This window comes from Lysinibacillus sp. FSL K6-3209 (assembly GCF_037976175.1).
Taxonomy (GTDB): Bacteria; Bacillota; Bacilli; order Bacillales_A; family Planococcaceae; genus Lysinibacillus; species Lysinibacillus sphaericus_D.
On record NZ_CP150264.1, the window covers coordinates 1,532,981 to 1,549,052 of the forward strand.

General features: G+C 37.6%; 16 protein-coding genes. 9 read left to right on the forward strand and 7 right to left on the reverse strand.

Translation table 11 applies throughout. The features are described from left to right. Positions 1-110 precede the first annotated feature (110 nt). The 8 genes from MHH88_RS07275 (at position 111) to MHH88_RS07310 (ending at position 8,895) form a co-directional block, all read left to right on the forward strand. Complete coding sequence (locus MHH88_RS07275; protein ID WP_339262154.1) at positions 111-1,076, forward strand: ABC transporter ATP-binding protein; 966 nt, start codon at positions 111-113, stop codon at positions 1,074-1,076. After that, the gene (locus tag MHH88_RS07280; protein ID WP_339262156.1) at positions 1,073-2,104 is read left to right on the forward strand and encodes an ABC transporter substrate-binding protein; all 1,032 of its coding nucleotides are present in this window, start codon (positions 1,073-1,075) and stop codon (positions 2,102-2,104) included. The genes MHH88_RS07275 and MHH88_RS07280 overlap by 4 nt, the downstream gene beginning before the upstream one ends. 131 nt (positions 2,105-2,235) lie before the next feature. Further along, positions 2,236-3,897: an iron ABC transporter permease gene (locus tag MHH88_RS07285; RefSeq protein WP_339262158.1), complete on the forward strand. Its 1,662-nt coding sequence runs from the start codon at positions 2,236-2,238 to the stop codon at positions 3,895-3,897. Beyond that, a complete protein-coding gene (locus MHH88_RS07290) occupies positions 3,890-4,981 on the forward strand; it encodes an MBL fold metallo-hydrolase (protein WP_339262160.1) in 1,092 nt (363 codons plus the stop codon). The genes MHH88_RS07285 and MHH88_RS07290 overlap by 8 nt, the downstream gene beginning before the upstream one ends. Further along, positions 4,978-5,784, forward strand: coding sequence for a hypothetical protein (locus MHH88_RS07295; RefSeq protein WP_339262162.1), 807 nt, complete (start codon positions 4,978-4,980; stop codon positions 5,782-5,784). Before MHH88_RS07290 ends, MHH88_RS07295 begins: the two co-directional genes overlap by 4 nt. Positions 5,785-6,201: 417 nt before the next feature. Beyond that, positions 6,202-7,503 (forward strand): M48 family metallopeptidase, encoded by a 1,302-nt coding sequence (locus tag MHH88_RS07300; RefSeq protein ID WP_069511848.1) that lies wholly within the window; start codon positions 6,202-6,204, stop codon positions 7,501-7,503. A gap of 110 nt (positions 7,504-7,613) precedes the next feature. Continuing rightward, complete coding sequence (locus tag MHH88_RS07305; protein WP_339262163.1) at positions 7,614-8,429, forward strand: YitT family protein; 816 nt, start codon at positions 7,614-7,616, stop codon at positions 8,427-8,429. 109 nt (positions 8,430-8,538) lie between these two features. Then, positions 8,539-8,895 (forward strand): MmcQ/YjbR family DNA-binding protein, encoded by a 357-nt coding sequence (locus MHH88_RS07310; protein ID WP_069511844.1) that lies wholly within the window; start codon positions 8,539-8,541, stop codon positions 8,893-8,895. 22 nt (positions 8,896-8,917) lie between these two features. Here MHH88_RS07310 and MHH88_RS07315 read toward each other — a convergent pair whose 3' ends face one another. The 6 genes from MHH88_RS07315 to MHH88_RS07340 all read right to left on the reverse strand — a co-directional run bounded on the left by MHH88_RS07315 (position 8,918) and on the right by MHH88_RS07340 (position 12,820). Next, positions 8,918-9,262 carry a GIY-YIG nuclease family protein gene (locus MHH88_RS07315; protein ID WP_339262164.1) on the reverse strand — a complete coding sequence of 115 codons (345 nt, stop codon included), beginning with the start codon at positions 9,260-9,262 and terminating at the stop codon, positions 8,918-8,920. A gap of 16 nt (positions 9,263-9,278) precedes the next feature. Continuing rightward, on the reverse strand, positions 9,279-10,034 hold the full coding sequence (locus MHH88_RS07320) for a DUF2087 domain-containing protein (protein ID WP_339262165.1): 756 nt from the start codon (positions 10,032-10,034) through the stop codon (positions 9,279-9,281). A gap of 129 nt (positions 10,035-10,163) precedes the next feature. Beyond that, positions 10,164-11,039 (reverse strand): ABC transporter permease, encoded by an 876-nt coding sequence (locus tag MHH88_RS07325; RefSeq protein ID WP_103977140.1) that lies wholly within the window; start codon positions 11,037-11,039, stop codon positions 10,164-10,166. Further along, complete coding sequence (locus MHH88_RS07330; RefSeq protein WP_339262168.1) at positions 11,023-11,958, reverse strand: ABC transporter ATP-binding protein; 936 nt, start codon at positions 11,956-11,958, stop codon at positions 11,023-11,025. Before MHH88_RS07330 ends, MHH88_RS07325 begins: the two co-directional genes overlap by 17 nt. A 6-nt stretch (positions 11,959-11,964) precedes the next feature. Continuing rightward, positions 11,965-12,369: a DUF3021 domain-containing protein gene (locus tag MHH88_RS07335; protein ID WP_069511835.1), complete on the reverse strand. Its 405-nt coding sequence runs from the start codon at positions 12,367-12,369 to the stop codon at positions 11,965-11,967. Between the two features lies 1 nt (position 12,370). Then, on the reverse strand, positions 12,371-12,820 hold the full coding sequence (locus MHH88_RS07340; protein ID WP_103977138.1) for a LytTR family DNA-binding domain-containing protein: 450 nt from the start codon (positions 12,818-12,820) through the stop codon (positions 12,371-12,373). A 315-nt stretch (positions 12,821-13,135) separates the two neighbouring features. On the opposite strand from MHH88_RS07340, the gene MHH88_RS07345 reads away from it, so the two are divergent. Continuing rightward, positions 13,136-14,170 carry an AbrB family transcriptional regulator gene (locus tag MHH88_RS07345; RefSeq protein ID WP_069511833.1) on the forward strand — a complete coding sequence of 345 codons (1,035 nt, stop codon included), beginning with the start codon at positions 13,136-13,138 and terminating at the stop codon, positions 14,168-14,170. A gap of 48 nt (positions 14,171-14,218) precedes the next feature. Here MHH88_RS07345 and MHH88_RS07350 read toward each other — a convergent pair whose 3' ends face one another. Beyond that, positions 14,219-15,913 (reverse strand): methyl-accepting chemotaxis protein, encoded by a 1,695-nt coding sequence (locus MHH88_RS07350; RefSeq protein ID WP_339262172.1) that lies wholly within the window; start codon positions 15,911-15,913, stop codon positions 14,219-14,221. Positions 15,914-16,072: the final 159 nt, after the last annotated feature.

A 16,072-nucleotide genomic window follows, 5' to 3' on the forward strand; every position in this document is an offset into this window, starting at 1 on the left:
AGTATTGCATTTCCTTAAGTTTATTAGATTTTTTTTAACGACATATTAATAGTAGGTTAATATTTTCTAAATATCTGGAAACTATAGTAGAGATAGACGAGGAGGATACCATGAAAATCTCAATAACGAACTTAGAGAAAAAATATGGACAGGCACAAGTGTTATGGCCCATTAATGTGGAATTAGATAGTAAGTTCATTACAATTTTAGGCCAATCGGGCTGTGGGAAAACGACTTTATTGAAAATACTAGCTGGTCTTGAAAAGCCAACAAATGGTGAAATTGCATTCGATGACACAATCATTTATTCGTCTAAGCTTCACAAAAATGTTAAACCAAATAAACGCAATATTGCCATGGTCTTTCAAGATTTCGCATTATGGCCTCATATGACCATTTTCCAAAACATCGCATTCGGCTTAAAAGGAATGATGCCAAAAGAAGAAATAGCAGGGCAAGTAGCGTATGTAATGCGGTTAGTGAAGATGGAAGGATATGAAAATCGTAAGCCGGGACAATTATCGGGAGGTCAACAACAACGGGTTGCACTGGCGAGGGCACTGGCAACGAATCCAAAGTTAATTTTATTTGATGAACCATTATCAGCGTTGGATGCCGTACTTAGAGAAAAAATGCAGGATGAAATTATGCATATTATTCATGAACTAGATTGCCAAGCTATTTTTGTAACACATGATCAAACAGAAGCCATGACGATGTCAGATCAAATAATTGTGATGGAATCAGGCAAAATTGCCCAGGTTGGGTCACCTGAGGAAATTTACCATACGCCGGCAACACCTTATGTAGCGGATTTTATAGGGAAGGTCAATTGGTTCGGTAAAGGGAATCGAATTGTACGTCCAGAGGGAGTATCGAGACAACACTATCCTGGTGCTATTGTGAAACAGGCAATGATTGTGAAAAGTACTTTTGTTGGTGATCGCTATTTAGTTCATGCGCAAGTTGAAGGGAAGCAATGGAGCTTTTATGAAGCTGTACCGCTTGAACACGGACAGCAACTGGAAGTTTTTGTGGATACTAAACAAATCTATCAATTGGAGGGTTTACAGTGAAAAAACGTTTCAAATTATTAGCAACAGCGAGCTTTCTTGTGGCATTAACATTAGCAGGGTGCAACGCTACTAAGTCGACTGACAGTGTGAAGAATGATGCAGCCAGTGCAAAGCCAAATGAAGTGCAAACACTAACCGTCTATTCTGCTGGTCCTGATGGCTTGGCAGCAAATATTCAACAAGCTTTTGAAGAAAAAACGGGCATAAAAGTAGAGATGTTCCAAGGGACAACGGGCAAAATTTTATCGCGTTTAGAAGCAGAGAAAAATAATCCGGTCGCAGATGTCGTTGTGCTAGCTTCTATTGCATCAATGGACGGATTAAAGGAAGCCAACCAATTACAAAGTTACAAAGAAGCTGAAAATGCTAGTAAAATGAACCCCGATTGGTCAGATGCAGAAGGCTATTACTATGGCTATAGCGCATCGGCATTAGGCATTGCCTACAATACGAAAAATACAAAAGACATTCCGAGCGATTGGACAGATTTAGCTAAAGCACAGTGGCAAGGTAAAATAAATATTCCTGATCCAAGTTTGTCTGGATCTGCTGTTGATTTTATTTACGGTTATACAGAAGCGGAAAAATCGGCTTGGGATACAATCCAAGCATGGAAAAACAATGGACTACAAGTGAATGGAGCCAATAAGGAAGCATTGGATGCTGTTATTACAGGTGATAAAAATGCAACCATTTCAGGTGTTGACTATATGGCGTATAAAGCGAAAGCGAGTGGGGAGCCAGTAGAAATTGTTTATCCGAAGAGTGGAACGGTTGTTAGTCCGAGGGCAGTAGGCATTATGAAAGATGCTAAAAATGTGGAAGGTGCGCAGGCCTATGTGAATTTTTTGCTTTCAGATGAAGGACAAAAACTAGTGGCAGATGCTTATCTACTACCTGGCAATCATGATATAGCTGTAAAAGATCGCGCAGCATTGGATGAAATCCCGCAGTTAAATGTGAGCTGGGAAGGTTCAGAAGCAAAGCAACTTGATATTTTAACGAAGTTCAATGATATTTTTCGTTAAGTTGCAAGCTTCCTTCTAGATGATGCATTCATCCTGCGTGTGAAAAATTCGCTATTGGTCAGTCATAACTTTGTAATACTGACTATTGCGAATTTTTCGGAAATAAAGATCTGTGAAAGGAATAACGCAACATGATAATGGAAAGTAGACGAAGTTTTGGCTTGTTATTGACGATTGTCGCAACGTTTGCAATCGCACCATTAATAGCCATTATGTATTATACATTTGTTCGTGATGGTATAGTTGATGTTTCACAATTTAGTAGCATGTTTGCTAATGGAAGATTATGGCAGACTTTGGGCAACTCTTTATTATTAGGTGTATTGGTTATTTTAGGAACGACGATATTAGCATTGCCTATGGCATTCATTCGCACGAAAACAACTTTACAAAAATATGATTGGCTAGATATTGTCCTAACGATTCCTTTTATGACACCCCCTTATATCGGTTCCATGGGATGGATATTATTTATGCAAAATAATGGATTTTTACAGCAACTAGTGCCAGGCACAGCTTGGTTGTCTGATGCCTTTTTTTCCTTATTTGGCATGGTCATGGTTATGAGTCTACATCTATTTCCTTTTTTATATTTAATGTTGAAAAATACGTTGCTTAGAATAAATGGTTCCTTTTTGGATGCTGCACTTATTTTCGGACGTAGCTCTTTGCGCAACTGGCTACAAGTAATACTGCCGTTACTGATTTCTAGCTATGTTCTTGGGATATTGTTAATTTTCATTAAAACGCTAGCGGAATTTGGGACGCCTGCTACGTTTGGAAGCCGTATCGGTTTTCAAGTTTTTACGACAGAAATTCACGCTTATCTTTCTAGGTGGCCTGTAGATATTCGAATGGCTACATCGCTTTCTGTATTTTTGCTTTCCGTATGTCTTATTATCTGGTATTTCCAAAATCTTATCGGACGAAAGTTTACATATAGCGTACTTTCAGGAAAAACGCCCGCTGCTCGTGAAAGAAAAGATAAATGGTTTATCCAATTGGGATCATGGTTTTATGTAGGTTTTGTTTTATTGTTTGCAATCGGTATTCCTTACTTTTCAATAATTGTAACCTCGCTACAAAAAGTAAGGGGAGACGGTTTAACTGCAGGCAATTTCACTTTAGCGTCTTATCAGGCAGTATTTACTAGCGGTAGCGCTGGTTTAACGGCATTTTTAAATAGCGTAGTTTTCTCTATATTTACAGCTATTATTACAGCGATAATTGGTTTATTTATTGCCCTTTATATTAAAAAGGGAGAAACGAAAAAGCAACAACTATTAGATTTCTTTAGTCTAATGCCGAATATTATTCCTGGTATCGTCTTTGTTGTCGGCTTAATTATGTTTTGGAATGCTCCTTGGTTACCAGCAACTATTTACAATACAAAGGCGATGGTCGTTGTGACTTATTGTGTGCTGTTCTTACCATACGCTGTGCAATATACAAAATCCTCACTATCACAGTTAGATCAATCTATTTTCCAATCAGCTGCGATTTTTGGACGCAATAGTTGGGACGTGTATCGAGCTATCATTATCCCACTGCTAATGCAAGGAATACTTGCTGGTATGATGATGACATTTATTATTTCAATGCGCGAACTAGTCGCGGGTCTCCTTATTTTGCCTCCTTCAGTTGAGACAGGCGCAACGTTTATTTATAGCCAATTTGAACAAGGCAATGTTGGGATAGGAATGGCTGTTGCAGTTATTACAGTCGCGATGACCGTTGTTTTTATGTTCCTATTAAATTGGCTTCAAAGATGGGGAGGACATGTACGTGCTTAATGTAGAGATTTTAGGAGGGGTTGGAGAGTACGGACGAAATTGCTTTTATCTCGAAAAGAAGGGACGAGCGATATTACTTGATTGTGGTGTCATGAATAATCGAGAAAAAACGATGCCCACTTTAACTCCCGCTCATATGGCAAAACTTGATGCTGTGTTTATTTCTCATTCGCATATTGATCATGTCGGCGCGCTTCCTTTACTGGAACAGTGGGGTTACAAGGGTCAACTAATTATGAGTGAGATGACAGCAAAACAATTAAAACGCACTTATCCAAACATTAAAACCTTTTCACCAAGATCAATTGGTCATTGGTTACATATTAGTCAGCATCTTTCTTTTCAATGGGGCTTTAGTGGGCATCTAATAGGAAGTGTTTGGTACAGCATTCGATTTTTGGGGGAGGTGATATTTTTTTCGGGAGATTATGTTTTGGATTCCTATCTATTAAAGGCGAATCTTCCATATGAGGATTGTGGGAAGTATAACGTCGCGTTTATCGATAGTGGGCATGTTGAAAAGACCATTAAGAATGAAGAAGTATTGCAACAAATAGTGGAGTTTATTTGTACGAACGATAGTAGACCGATTATTTTCCCTTCTTCCTTTTCAGGTAAAACGGCTGATATTGCGATTTATCTTTTTGCGCATAGTACAAGAAAAGTGTATATGGATCATGCGTTTTTCCCCTTGTTTGAAGATTACTATGACGCACCTGAAAATGTCGTACCTACTCCGATATTGCCGTTATTCAGAAGTGAATGCTTACAAGAGACGACTGTGGAGGAAAATGCTATTTATTTTGTTCCAGAACGAGATGAAGCAACCATATCGCAACTACTCAAAAATAGTCCATCAGCAATTGTGATCTTTACAGGATACTTTAATAAAGCTTGTTATATTCAACCATTAGCACCCCATCAAGTAAAACAGTTTTTTTACAAAACACATCCGGATTATAAGGATATTATTGCACTGTCCAAGCACATAAATGCTGAGAAAACCATTTACTTTCACAGCCATTTTACAAATGAAGAAACAACACTATTAACTTTAATCGGTAAAGAGGCGGATATAGGATGAATCATTTTAAAAGAATTGCACTGAAATTGGTCGTAATGACCATGGTACTGGGCACACTTGGCCTATTGAATACAGTACAAGCGAAAGCGGCAATTGAACCAAGTCATGAGATTAAATACAATTTGCGAACGGATCTATTTAATGAATCAGCCATTTTAAGCCTTTTTGCAGCTACGAAAAAAGATGAGGTAAAGATTTACTATTTCGATACAAATAATAAAGATTTTTTAAATGCAGACTATAACAACCGTTTACGTGTCTATAAAGATAGCACGAAAATCGATATTACGTATAAAAAGAGATTTCTTAATACACCGCTTGACGAAGCACTAGCAATCACAAAAAGCCATGGCTTTACAGGTGATGAATCTAACTATAAGTTTGAAATGGATATTAAGGGTGGAAATCGTACATTTACAATTAGTCGCAAAGAATCATTAAAAGCAACGACTAAAGTATCTTTCGATGCAGTGGATGTGAATGCTGCGAAAAAAATGATTTTAGATAATGTTCCAAAGAAAATTTTAAATTGGGATTCGGCAACATGGTATAACAACACGTTAGCGCAAGCCATCGTGTATGGACCTGCCAATGCAACAACCTATAAAGGAAGCTTTGCAGGCTACGAGGCTGATATTGAGGTTTGGCATTATCAAGGGGATGTTATGATAGAACTATCTACTAAAGAAGACGACGCCACAAAAGCTGCAGTTATTGAACAAGTATGGCATGATCAGCTAGTAGCAGTAGGATATCTTAGTGCGGATCAGCGTGGAAAAACAGCCTTTGTAATGGAGCAATAAGAATACCCGCGGAACAAAGTGAAATACCCGCGAAGTAAGAGGTTTTACCCGCGAAACAAAGTGAAATACCCGCGAAATGAGAGGTTTTACCCGCGGAATAAAGTGAAATACCCGCGAAGTAAGAGGTTTTACCCGCGGAACAAAGTGAATACCCGCGAAGAACGAGGACCTGCAATAATATTGTTAATACGGATTATAAAAAAATTTCGTGAGACGTCACGGAATTTTTTTAGGTTAATTAGCTGCTTTAAAGTAAGTATGGATAATGAACAGCCTAGTAGGTAATAAATATCGTGTTGACTATGGAGTGAATTGGTCAAAGCGTGAAAATAAAACCTATAAACTTTGTTCTAACTTTTTTAATTTAGCTTACACTTACTATAGGACGAACTTTGTGTGGAGTAAGGGGGAAATAACATAGCGAAAAAAATGGGAGTTGTGGCACTACTAATATTTGGTGCCTACGTTCTGGGCATGTATTGGTATATATTTCATAGTGGTGGTGGCACAATACCGCGAGCGTTTCAAGGCTCCGTTGCGGACCCAGTTATGTTTATGTCTGAAAAAGAACTAAACTTAAGTCTGGAATATTCGAAAATACGAAATTTTTTATTTTTTGTAGTAACACCATTTGAATGGCTTGCTTATATTGTAATTTTGTTAATGGGTGTTTCTCGCTATTTTGAAAAAGTTTCGACGTCCCAAACGAAAAGGAAGCTGTTACAAAATGCTGCCTATTTATTTTTATTATCGTTTTTGCTGTATGTAGTCCTTTTTCCAATTGAATACTATCGTTACTATTTAAGTAAAAGCTATGGCATTAGCACTCAAGCTTTTCCGTCTTGGATGCGTGATGGTGTCATTGATTTTTGGGTTAACTTTGGCATGACTTTTATTATCGTATCTGTTCTTTATTGGCTTATGAAAAAGAGTGCCAAGAGATGGTGGCTATATGCGTGGATATTAACGATTCCCTTTACGATTTTTGTAATGTTTATTCAGCCCGTTGTGATTGATCCGTTATACAATGATTTTTATCCGCTAAAAAACAAGGAACTAGAAACGAAGATTTTAGCAATAGCAGAACAAGCTGATATTCCGGCAGAGCATGTGTATGAAGTGAATATGGCACAAAAGACCAATGCATTAAATGCTTATGTGACGGGTATTGGTAGTAATTCAAGGATTGTGCTGTGGGATACGACGTTAAATCGTTTAACAGATAATGAAATTTTATTTATCATGGCGCATGAGATGGGGCATTATGTTGAGAAACATATTTATTTTGGCATTGCGGGTTATTTATTAATGACCTTAGTCGGGCTTTGGATAACAGCGAAAATTATGCGGTGGGTAATAGCCCGTTACGGACATGCATTAAAAATTACAAAAATAAGTGACATTAATTCTTTGCCACTATTTTTACTTATTACATCCTTTTTATTATTTGCTTCGAGCCCTTTATCGAATTTTATATCAAGATATCAGGAAACACGAGCCGATCAATATGCCATATCAATGATGGACGATCGTCAGGCAGCTGTAACCGCATTCCAAAAGCTTACCATATCAGGATTAAGTGAAGTGAACCCACCGCTTCTTGTGAAATGGTTCCGCTATACGCATCCAACCATGCTTGACCGCATTATGAAAGTAGCGGAAACGGAAGAACCAATCAAAGAAAAGCCGATCAAGGAAGAACAGAAAAAAACGAGGTAATGATGGAAGTAAAATAATCCACAATAGCCGAGGTTTTTCAGGCGAATAAATTGGGTATTCTAACGATAAGATGATTAAAATTTGTTCGTTTTAGAATGGTAGGGGAGTTTATGCGCAATATTGTTATTATAACGCTTGCATCCATTTTAATGGCATTTGCTTATAATTTTTTATTAATACCGCATGAGATTTTAAGTGGTGGATTAAGTGGGATTGCCATTATGCTTGGCATCGTAACGCCGTTGAATACAGGTGTGTTAAATCTTTTATTAAACTTGCCCTTACTTATATTAGGTGTGATGAAGTTAGGGAAACGTTTTATTGCTTATACCATTCTTTCAGTTGCAGTGATGTCTATCGCCTTGTTAATTATTCCAATTTATAAGGCAACACAGGAACCGATTTTAGCTTCCTTATTTGGTGGTGTTATTGTTGGTCTTTGTGTAGGTCTGATTTTTCGTGCGTCTGGTTCCTCAGGTGGCTTTGATATTATTGCGATGCTGTTGAGTCGCAAAAGGGATTTTCCATTGGGGGTACTTATTTCAGCTATGAACGGGGTCGTAGTAGCGATTTCAGGTTTTGTTTTTAGTTGGGATGCCGCTTTGCTGACGCTCGTTTCGATATATGCCACTGGAAAAGTTGTTGATACCATCCATACGAGTAATATTAAACTGACGCTAATGATTATTACTAGCAACGGTGAGGATGTGAAACAACAACTGTTAGCTAGGCTGCATCGGGGGATTACGATGATGGATGCGAAAGGTGGCTATTCAGGAGAAGGGCGAAAAGTGCTGATTACCGTCATTACACGTTATCAGCTAGCTGAAGTGAAAAGCCTAATAAAAGAAGTAGATGCAAAAGCGTTTGTGAATATTTTGCAAACAACAGAAGTGATTGGTATGTTTGACCGCGGTTCCAAATGATAGAAAAGTTCAATCATTTGGAAAAATGTATTTTAAAAACACACGTAATTGATTATACTATAATCGAACGTGTGTTTTTAAATTTTTGAGCTTGAAGAAAGGAGTAAATATGCAAAAAGATATTATTCATACGTATTGTTTAAAACTTCGTGGCACAACGCATGATTACAAGGACGAATGGCAGGCTGATCGCTATCATATCGGTGGCAAAATGTTTGCCATGATGGGCGGAGATGCAACGAGAAAACCGATTATTACGTTAAAATGTGCACCTAGTCGTGCAGAAGAATTAAGAGAAACCTATGAAGGCATTATTCCAGGTTACTATATGAACAAAACACACTGGAATTCTATTTATTTAGATGCCAATATTCCGAACGAGTTACTTGAAAATTTAATTCAGCATTCCTATGAGCTCGTATTCGAAAAGCTAACAAAAAAAGCACAAAAGGAAATAGGCATTTAAGTGCCAGTCACGCAAATAATTCTCAAGAGTTATAACCTTGTTCACCATAAGGTTGTAGCTTTTCAAGCCATTTTTGTTCAAGCTTTTCGAGTTCTTTTTTGGCATCAAAAAATCCCTCTTCTTTCTGCTTCAAATACTCCACTACTTCGAGCTGAAAGGCATCCGTACCAAATGTATTGTAATCTGCTTGTAACGCTTTATTTGTATACGTATTTGTCTTTAGCATAAACTGAAAGCCATTTAGGCGCTTTAAGTTATTGAAGCTACCAACAAACACTTTGCCATTGTGTTTGTTCGTCATGGTAAAAACGCCTGCTTCAATTTTCATTTCTTTATAAAGTTCCTTTAATTCTTTTTTGTGGTCCATTCATAACCCTACTTTCTTATTTTTTTACCCAATATGCACTACCATCATCCTGACGATCCATAAATCCATATTGAATTAAATAGCGACGAATTTGTACATAATCCTCATACATCGGCTGGATAATTGCATTAAGTTCCTTTTCTGTATAGTGTGTTGACTCATCGAGAAGCTTTGTAATGGCGCGGAGCACAACAATTTTATGCTTTTCTCGTTTTGGAAAGCGGACAAGCTCCTGCCCAATGCCATGAGGAAAGTATTTAGCCAGTAGCTGTTGTTCTTCGGCCAAGGTGATATTATAGCGATCATCCACCATCGTGGCAGTTTTGTGAATAGGGACAAATGGTTCTTCCTTTTGACCTTGTTCTTTTAATAGTTCCATCATGGCAAGGAATGTTTTAGCCTGACGTTCTTTTTCTTTTAAGGCAAAACGGTGGTGACGAATCGTTGTGGTACTGCCAATGGCAAGCTCTTCTTTAATGTCCTGATCGGTTTTACCCTCGTAAAATAACCGCAAAATGTGACTTTGATGGTCCGTTAAGCCTGTCATTTTTTTATTTAATCCATTTAAGTAGTGAAAAACGGATTGGTGTGTTGCCAAAATATGATGTTGCATAAATTTTTTTGCTTCATACAGGACATTTTCATGTGGATATATTATCCCTTTTTCAATTTTCTCTCCACAAAGAAGGCAAGTGTAGTGTGTATCTTCATCCGTGTAGCCTTGTTTAATATCTTCGATAGAAGCCTGCCAAAACAATTGGTTTAGATCCATTGTGAAACCCCCTTAAAAACAAACGATTTTAATTTTTGTTTGCTTATTTATATTTAAAATAACAAAACGTTTGTTAAAAAGCAATAAAAATACACATCGCATTGTCGTCGATGTGTATTTTCAATGAAACTAGTGATTTTTCTTTTTGAAAATAATAATTGATAATAGAGCAAGTAGAACAATAGTTATTAAAATAATTATATAACTTGTAGTTAGGCTAACAGCATGGCCATTAAGCTCATAAATAATACCGTAATTCAGCTTATAGCTTTCCACATGCTCCGTCGGAACGCCATCAAATACGTTCGCAATCGAGCTTTCCATAAAGGCATTTCGCAATAGTAATGTAGTATGACTAATTGGAAAATACATGATTAATTGTTGGGCAAAGCTAGGGAGGACGCCCACAGGGACATAAACGCCACATAAAAACCCGAGTACTGTACCAACGATTGTACTTAAAGTAGAAAAGGCATTTTGCGTGCTAACAAATAGTACAAGAAACATATTAAATACGCTCGCAAGGAGTACGGATAATAAAAGTATGCCAAGCACTTTGATGAAGGCGCTAAAACTAAGGAGCTCCCCGCCAGTTGACACAATGAAAATCTCACAGCCTATTAGAGCTACGAAGGAGAACAGACAGCCGATGATAAAAGCGTTCAATACATAGCTCATTTGAATCGTTGCGCGAGAAATAGGGGCTGTGAGAAAATCTGCAGTTGCTTTTGACTCCATATCGCGCACCGCAATGGCAAATGCACCTAAGGTTGTTGTAACCGCCATCATTGATAATAGACCAGCAACAAGCCATTCATTGACCATTGTAATCAACTTAGGAGTAGCCTCTGTTACTTGCTCAATCGCATCCACCTGCATTTTTTGGAGAAAAATTGCGTAAAGAACAATCACAATAATGACGGAAAGCAGGGAGAAAAAGACTTGTGTTTTATCTCTTCTAAAAACTTTACTATTGCGCTGTATTAAGCTAATCATTGCTTCCATTTGTACCATCTCCTTGTGCCATGATATGAATAAAGACATCATCCATTGTGCCCTTCATGACTTCAAAAGAGGCTAATAGGGGCTCGGCACTTTTTAAAAGTGTAAGTGCTGTCAGTGTAGAGCTAACGCGAACATAGAAAATGCCTAGCTTTTCTGTGTACGGTAAGGTATTTTCCTTCAGCCACTTCAGCCCTAATGAACGATCATGAAATACAAGTGCCATCTGGTCGTAGGCATATTTTGTTTTTAAGGCATCAGGTGTTCCTTCAGCGACAATACGACCTTGTTTTAACACTATCACCTGATGCGCCACGGCAGCTTCTTCCATATAGTGTGTTGTTAAAAATACGGTCATATTTGTTTCTGCCTGAAGTTGTTTGATTGCTTGCCAAACAAATTGGCGTGTTTGGGGGTCTAGACCAGTTGTGGGCTCATCTAAAAATAAAATTTGTGGCCGATGAATAAGTGCCCGAGCGATATCTGCGCGTCTTTTTTGTCCGCCTGATAATGTCCCGTATTTTTGCAGTTCTATATCATCTAAATGTAAATAGGTCGAGACGAATTGATAATTTTTTGTCAGCTGTGCTTTCGATAAGCCATATGTTTTGCCGCGGTGCAGAATATTTTCTTGAACGGTTAATCGTTCATCTAGGAGGCTTTGCTGAAAGACAACGCCGATAGATTTGCGTATTTTGGCATTATGAGATTTATCATCCAGTGTATAGCCGTTAATCGTAACGGTACCACTAGATTTTTGTAGTAATGTACATAAAATTTCGATGGTTGTCGATTTACCAGCACCATTAGCACCTAAAAATGCAAAGAGGGAGCCTTGCTCCACCTTGAAAGAAATCCCTCTTACGGCTAAATGCTCGCCATAGTGCTTTTGTAAGTGGTCAACTTGAATGGCAAATGTCATATTCGTCTATTCCTTTCTTTTTTGGATTTCATGATTGATTTCTTCAATATCATTTTTTTGCAAGACATATAAAATGCACCATACGATGAAGTAAATGATAATTTCCGCTACGATCACATACAGTATGCTTGAATGTTCGAACCAACGCCCAAAATAACCAGCAATCATTACGCAACATGTCACGGCAATAAAATGCACAATGAGCTGAATAGCAAATGCTAACCGTTCTATTTCAAAGATGAGGGATAGTGAACCTATTACAACACCAAGTATGGCGGCAATGATTATTTGTTCGAAAAGTTCTGCTCCTACTATTGTTGAATGATTCGACATAACACTTAATGTTACTAAAATGTAGGATGAGCTTAGTGAAATCAGTAGTCCAATTATCATCATGCGTAATATTTTCATATTATAATTCCCTCCCGATCCCTAATTGGCGTTTTAATTCTTTTAAATATTTTCGGCTGACATGAATGGATACATCATTTTCAAGTAGTAACTCTGTTGCGCCAATTTTACCCATTTGAATAGATGAAATTTTATTGATATTGACGAGCGTCGATTTGCTGACTCTTGCAAAGTCTTTTGCTAATTGGGCTTCTAGCTCATATAACTTGCGTTTGGACTCAAATTCTTGCTCCTCGGTCTGCAAAAAAACTTTTGCCCCTTCAGCATAAATCGAATAAATATCTGTGATTTTGATTAGATGAATTTCCTGTTGTAAATAGCCATCAAGCATGGTTGTTTGGACTGCTTGTAATTGCTTCATCAATTTTTCAATATGTTCGTTGTATTCTTTTGCATGTATATGAATCTCTGTTTCTTCTAGTGCACTATTAATGGTTAAATGAATTTTCATTGGAGGCCTCCTTTGGTAATCGTATTACCTCATCTCCCGTAAAAGAAAAGGGCATTTATGTACTGAATCAGCTTAATATTAATGTAGCATAGAAATTTTTAGCGAAGGTAAATTGTTTAATAAGTGGTAAAAATTAATGACTAACAGGTAAGATTTATACAATAACGGCAACTACCATCAATTATTTCCATTGCATTTATTGATTTCTGAATATTCAAAATTGTTTTGGTGTCTGGCACGGATAAAAGGCGTGAGTAGTAAATTGGGGATGTTCACGTCATAATAGAACTATTCATTCTTGAGGGGTTGCTAGCAATGTTTACATTTTATAAGCAGATGTTCATAACACTCTGTATAGGGTTGTTAGGAGCACTTTTATTTCAACTTTTACATATACCAATGCCGTGGTTGTTAGGGGCTATTGCCGCTGTACTTTGCGTGCAGTTATTTACAAACATACAGTTGCGATGGCATCGTTATTTCCGCAATATTGGTTTAATTGTGGCGGGCTATTCCATTGGATTTGCATTTACTAAAGAAGCCATACAGGATATACAACAGTTTTTAGGCAGTATAATTGTACTAAATATAATCTTTACTCTTTTATTTTTTGCCATCAGCTTTTTAGTTGCAAGGCGTACAGATTTAGATTTTTCCACTGCGCTTACATGCTGTGTACCAGGAGGCATGACACAAATTATTGCATTTGCCGAGGAGCAAGGCAATATGAATATGGCTGTCATTACGTTTTATCAGGTATTGCGAGTCCTTTTAATCGTTGGCTTTGTGCCATTAATGGTGACAGGCACTGGTGAAAATCTTGTCACGGTCGATGGCGTCTTTTCTTGGCAGTTGCTAACTTTACTACTTATTTGCGGCTTAGCAGGGTGGCTTGCTCAAAAGGTGAAAATTCCAACAGGCTATATGTTAGGACCGGTATTTTTATTAATGGGGTTGAATATAGCGGAAGTTGCTGTGCCAAAGATGCCATTATCATTTCTGCATATAGCTCAGCTAGTAATCGGTATTTATATTGGTCTTTTATTGAAAAAGGAAGACTTACATTTATCAAAGAAGCATGTATTTTATGCTTTTGCGTCAGCAAGTCTTTTTATCGGTTCTGCTTATGTTTTATCTTTTGTGATGAAACATTTGTATAGCCTTGATTTCCGTACAGGATTTTTAAGTATTGTACCAGGAGGACTCGATCAAATGGGCATTATAGCGGCTTCTGTACATGCAAATGTAACTATTGTGACCGCTTTTCAGCTATTTAGGGTATTGATAGTATCTGTCTTTCTTGTCCCATTAGTAAAGGTGTTTGTCAAAAAGGTGAAAGTTCATGATTAGAGAATAAAAAAGATTGCTCATGCGTTAGCGATGAACAATCTTTTGGCCTCAATATTTAAACTGATGAATTAAGTTTTGGAGTGTTTCGGCATTTTTTGTAAGTGTTGTAGCTGCGTTATTAATGTCTTCCATAGAGTAAAGATTTGTCTCGGCGATTTGGGTCACGACCTTTGATTGTTCGCGTGCATCAACCGCAATTTCAGCCATGATTTGGGTAGAGGCATTGGCTTGTTCTATACGCGCATATAGCTCCTCTGCAATACCAGAAACTTCCTGAATTTTATGTGTGACTACCGCTACTTTTGTTGTAATGTTCTCAAATGCGCTATTTGTTGTACGAACTATTTCTACACTTGAAGCGGCTTCTTTTTCACTTTGTTGCATATAGTCGCTTGCTTCTTTTGCTAATTGTTGCATTGTATGAATAGTCTCGGTAATTTGAGCGGCAGATGTTTTAGATTGCTCGGCTAATTTACGAACTTCCTCTGCTACAACAGCAAAGCCTTTGCCATGTTCTCCAGCACGTGCAGCTTCTATAGATGCATTTAAAGCAAGTAAGTTTGTTTGATCGGCTATGGCATGAATAACCTCTACAATGTCTCCAATTGTATTGGCATGTTTATCTAATGCTACGATTGAATTGACGCTTTGTAAGACGGCTTCTGTCATAGCATGCATTTGAGTTTGCATGGCATGTGCTGTTTTTTCGCCATATTTCGCCGTATCAAACGCTTCTGAAGCATGAGATGAAACTTCCATATTTGTTTCCGTTACAAGCTGAATACCGCCTGCAATATCCTGCATGGCTTCTGCATTTTCATTGGCGCTTTGTTTTTGGGTGCTTGCACCGCTCGCTAATTCTTGCATATTAGCTGTTAGTTGTTCCGTTGTTCTTGTTGTAGAGCCTGCTGTTGCAGAAAGCTCAGCAGATGATGCCGAGACTTCATTGGCTGTTTCATCAACTTGTTGCATCATTTTTCGGAGTGTTGCAAGCATTGCATTAAAGGATTTAGCAAGATCTCCGATTTCATCTTTCGTTGTAACAACTAACTGTTGAGTTAAATCGCCTTCGCCAGCAGAAATGGTTTCCAACTGCGTATTCAAACGCTTTAAAGGCTTGACAATATTACGCACGAGCAATGTTCCGGCAATGACAGCGATAATTGCCGCAATGATGGCAACAACCCCCATTTTGAGAAGCATTTTTTGTTCGATAGCATTGATTTCAGAGGAGGGAACACCTGCGAAAATCATACCTATCGTTTCCCCGTTCGCATTTTGAATTGGGCCATACTGTGTAAAATAAGGTTTGCCAACTACATCAGCTGCTCCTTTGTAAAGGTTTCCTTGTGTAAGCACTGCTTCTGTTACTTTAGGATCGGCTGTTGTGCCAATCGCACGTTGTCCATCAACCAGTATATTTGTGTTAACTCGTGTATCTTGAGCAAAAATAGTAATAGCTGCGTGGGATAACTCTCCTAATTTATCAATTAATGCAGTTTCCTCTGCTATTTTAGCGTCACCTTTGTAAAGCTCTCCATTTTTTAAATGCCATTCACCAGGTAATGTTTGATCCAAATTATAAACACTTAAATCATAGATTTGACTAAGGCGTACTTTATTTTCTGCTTCAATGGTCGTTTTCATTTCGCTTGTATTGACAATTCCAACAGCAATTAAAACAAATAAAATAACTGTTATAATCAACAAGCTCATTTTCATTTGCATCGTTAAATTTTTCATAGATTCCCTCCACGTTTTTGTCCACATAAATAGACAGCAAGTGTTGCAAAGTAACTTGCTGTAATTGTATGTATTTCAGGAAAACATTGTATTTTTACTAGTATATAATTACTTACGCTATTTGTATATTTCAAAATTAAATATAATTAGTGACATTTA

Bases quoted from the DNA above. Each gene is read 5' to 3' on its own strand.
- MHH88_RS07295 (WP_339262162.1), top strand. From the start codon at position 4,978: ATGAATCATTTTAAAAGAATTGCACTGAAATTGGTCGTAATGACCATG.
- MHH88_RS07340 (WP_103977138.1), bottom strand. From the start codon at position 12,820: ATGAAAATTCATTTAACCATTAATAGTGCACTAGAAGAAACAGAGATT.
- MHH88_RS07330 (WP_339262168.1), bottom strand. From the start codon at position 11,958: ATGACATTTGCCATTCAAGTTGACCACTTACAAAAGCACTATGGCGAG.
- MHH88_RS07325 (WP_103977140.1), bottom strand. From the start codon at position 11,039: ATGGAAGCAATGATTAGCTTAATACAGCGCAATAGTAAAGTTTTTAGA.
- MHH88_RS07310 (WP_069511844.1), top strand. From the start codon at position 8,539: ATGCAAAAAGATATTATTCATACGTATTGTTTAAAACTTCGTGGCACA.
- MHH88_RS07320 (WP_339262165.1), bottom strand. From the start codon at position 10,034: ATGGATCTAAACCAATTGTTTTGGCAGGCTTCTATCGAAGATATTAAA.
- MHH88_RS07305 (WP_339262163.1), top strand. From the start codon at position 7,614: ATGCGCAATATTGTTATTATAACGCTTGCATCCATTTTAATGGCATTT.
- MHH88_RS07275 (WP_339262154.1), top strand. From the start codon at position 111: ATGAAAATCTCAATAACGAACTTAGAGAAAAAATATGGACAGGCACAA.
- MHH88_RS07350 (WP_339262172.1), bottom strand. From the start codon at position 15,913: ATGAAAAATTTAACGATGCAAATGAAAATGAGCTTGTTGATTATAACA.
- MHH88_RS07285 (WP_339262158.1), top strand. From the start codon at position 2,236: ATGATAATGGAAAGTAGACGAAGTTTTGGCTTGTTATTGACGATTGTC.
- MHH88_RS07335 (WP_069511835.1), bottom strand. From the start codon at position 12,369: ATGAAAATATTACGCATGATGATAATTGGACTACTGATTTCACTAAGC.
- MHH88_RS07315 (WP_339262164.1), bottom strand. From the start codon at position 9,262: ATGGACCACAAAAAAGAATTAAAGGAACTTTATAAAGAAATGAAAATT.
- MHH88_RS07345 (WP_069511833.1), top strand. From the start codon at position 13,136: ATGTTTACATTTTATAAGCAGATGTTCATAACACTCTGTATAGGGTTG.